This is a genomic window from Amycolatopsis ultiminotia (assembly GCF_039536925.1).
Classification (GTDB): domain Bacteria; phylum Actinomycetota; class Actinomycetes; order Mycobacteriales; family Pseudonocardiaceae; genus Amycolatopsis; species Amycolatopsis ultiminotia.
This window is the reverse complement of sequence record NZ_BAAAZN010000052.1, coordinates 1-2,784: the sequence shown is the minus strand read 5'-3', so window position 1 is coordinate 2,784 and position 2,784 is coordinate 1. Positions and strand designations below refer to the sequence as shown.

Genomic DNA, 2,784 nt, shown 5'->3' with positions numbered 1-2,784 from the left:
TCGCCGGTGAGCGGCACTCGGTGTTCGTCGAAGCCTCTCCGCATGCGGTGCTGACCGGCGCTATCGCGGACACCCTCGACGAGCCCGTAGTTACCGGCACGCTGCGTCGCGACGACGGTGGCGCCGAGCGGCTGCTCACCTCCTTCGCCGAGGCGTACGTGCACGGCGTGCCCGTTGACTGGGCCACGGTGCTCGGCGGCGGCGCGACCACGCCGTTGCCCACCTACGCCTTCCAACGCCGCCGCTACTGGCCCGCGGAGCCGGAGCCGGAGGCCGCCGTCGCGGCGAGTGGTGCGGAAGGCCGGTTCTGGGCCGCCGTCGACCGTGGTGACCGCACGGAACTGGCGGACCTGCTGGCCTTCGACGGTCCTGGTCTCGACGAAGTGCTGCCTGCCCTGACCTCGTGGCGGCACCGGGAACAGGCCGATTCGACCGTGTCGGACTGGCGTTACCGCATCGACTGGGCGCCGCTCACCGAGGCGCCGGCAGTGCTGTCCGGCACTTGGCTGATCGTCGGCGAGGCACCGGAGCTCGGTGCCGCGATCCGCGACCGGGGCGCTGACGTGCTGACCCTCGACGTCGGAGTCCTGGATCGGGACACGCTCGCCGAGACGGTGCGCGGACTGCCGCCGGTCGACGGTGTGGTGTCCGCGCTCGCGCTGGACGAGACGCCGCTGGCTGCGTACCCGGCCGTCGCCCGTGGTGTGGCCGGAACGCTGGTCCTGGTGCAGGCGCTCGGCGACGCCGGGGTCACCGCGCCGCTGTGGGTGCTGACCAGCGGCGCGGTGAGCACCGGGGCGAGCGATGTGCTGACCAGCCCGGTGCAGGCGCAGGTCTGGGGGCTCGGCCGGGTCGTCGGGCTGGAGCACGCCGGCCGCTGGGGCGGTCTGCTCGATCTCCCGCCCGCATGGGACGACCGCAGCACGGCCCGGGTCTGTTCGGCGCTGGCCGGGCGCGAGGACCAGGTGGCCGTGCGTGCCTCCGGCAGCTTCGCCCGTCGCCTGGTGCGCTCGGGTACACGGCGTTCCGGCGGATCAGGTTGGACGCCGCGCGGCACGGTGCTGCTGACCGGTGGCACCGGGTCCATCGGTGGCCGGGTCGGTGCGTGGCTCGCGGACCGTGGTGCTCCGCGGGTCGTACTGACCAGCCGTTCCGGGCCGTCCGCGGAAGGGGTGGCGGGTCTCGCCGCGGAAATCGCCGACGGCGGGTCCACAGTGGACGTCGTATGCTGCGACACGGGCGACCGCACGCAGGTCGCCGAGCTGCTGGAGACGATCGCCGCGACCGGTCCCGCGCTCAGCTCGGTACTGCACTCCGCGAACGCCGTCTACGTGACGCCATTGGACAACACCAGCGTCGAAGGTCTTTCGGTGTCGCTGGGCGCGAAGGCTGCCGGTGCCCGGCACCTCGACGAGCTGACCGCCGACCTGGACCTGGACGCGTTCGTGCTGTTCTCGTCCATCTCGGCCACCTGGGGCAGCAACGAGCACGGTGCGTACGCCGCGGGCAACGCGTACCTGGATGCCCTCGCCGAGGACCGCCGAGCCCGGGGTTTACCGGGCACGTCGATCGCCTGGGGCGTTTGGGACACCCGGGACTGGGACGCGGTGAACGCAGTCCTGGAACAGCGTCCGGGCAGCGTCACGCCGGAACGTCTGCTGCGCCAGGGGATGAACTTCCTGGAGCCTGGGCGGGCGTTGACTGCGCTGGGTCAGGTGCTGGACGACGACGAGACGTTCCTGGCGGTGGCGGATGTGGAGTGGGCGCGGTTCGCGCCGGTGTTCACCGCGGCGCGGGAACGCCCGCTGCTGGAGCGCATTCCCGAGGCGCGGGAGCCCGAAGCAGCCGCGGCCCCGCCGGGCGAAACCGGTGAGCTGGCGGCAAAACTGGCCGGCAAGGACCCGGCCGAGCGGCTGCGGGTCGTGGTGGAGCTGGTCCGCGGCCACGCCGCGGCGGTCCTCGGGCACGGTGCGGCGGCCGAGGTACCGGCGGACCGGGCGTTCCGCGATCTCGGCTTCGATTCGCTCACCGCGGTCGAGTTGCGGAATCGGATCGGTGCGGCGGCCGGGCTGAAGTTGCCGTCCACTGTGGTGTTCGACTATCCGAATTCGATGGTGCTGGCGAAGGAGATCGTCGAGCGGATGTTCGGTGCGGCTGTGCCGGTGGTCACGCAAAGCCGTGAGGTGTCGACGGAGCCCATCGCGATCGTCGGCATGGGCTGTCGCTACGCGGGCGGGATCGACAGCCCTGACGCGCTGTGGGACCTCCTGGCCTCGGGCGGTGACGCGATCTCCGGCTTCCCCGTCGACCGCGGCTGGGACACCGAGGGCCTGTTCGACCCGGACCCCGACAATCCGGGAACCTCCTATGTGTCGCAGGGTGGTTTCCTGCACGGAGTCGCGAACTTCGACGCCGGGTTCTTCGGGATCTCGCCGCGCGAGGCGCTGGCGATGGATCCGCAGCAGCGGCTCCTGCTGGAAGTTTCGTGGGAGACGCTGGAACGTGCCGGGATCGATCCGGAGCAGCTGCGCGGTTCGGCAACCGGTGTCTTCGCGGGTGCAGCGCCGTCCGGTTACCTCGGCTCGGGTGAGTTCGACGGCGTGGAAGGGCACCTGATCATCGGTAACACTGGCAGTGTTCTTTCTGGGCGGATTTCCTATACGTTGGGTTTGGAGGGTCCGGCGGTCACTGTTGATACGGCGTGTTCTTCGTCGTTGGTTGCTTTGCATTTGGCTGTGCAGGCGTTGCGGTCGGGTGAATGTGATTTGGCGTTGGCTGGTGGTG

The 2,784-nt window shown here is 70.8% G+C and carries 1 protein-coding gene; it reads left to right on the top strand.

Annotation, left to right across the window (positions count from 1 at the left end; all coding sequences use genetic code 11):
- Positions 1-2,784, top strand: a 2,784-nt coding sequence (locus ABD793_RS42495) for a beta-ketoacyl synthase N-terminal-like domain-containing protein (protein ID WP_344869562.1), incomplete at both ends; no start/stop codon positions are given.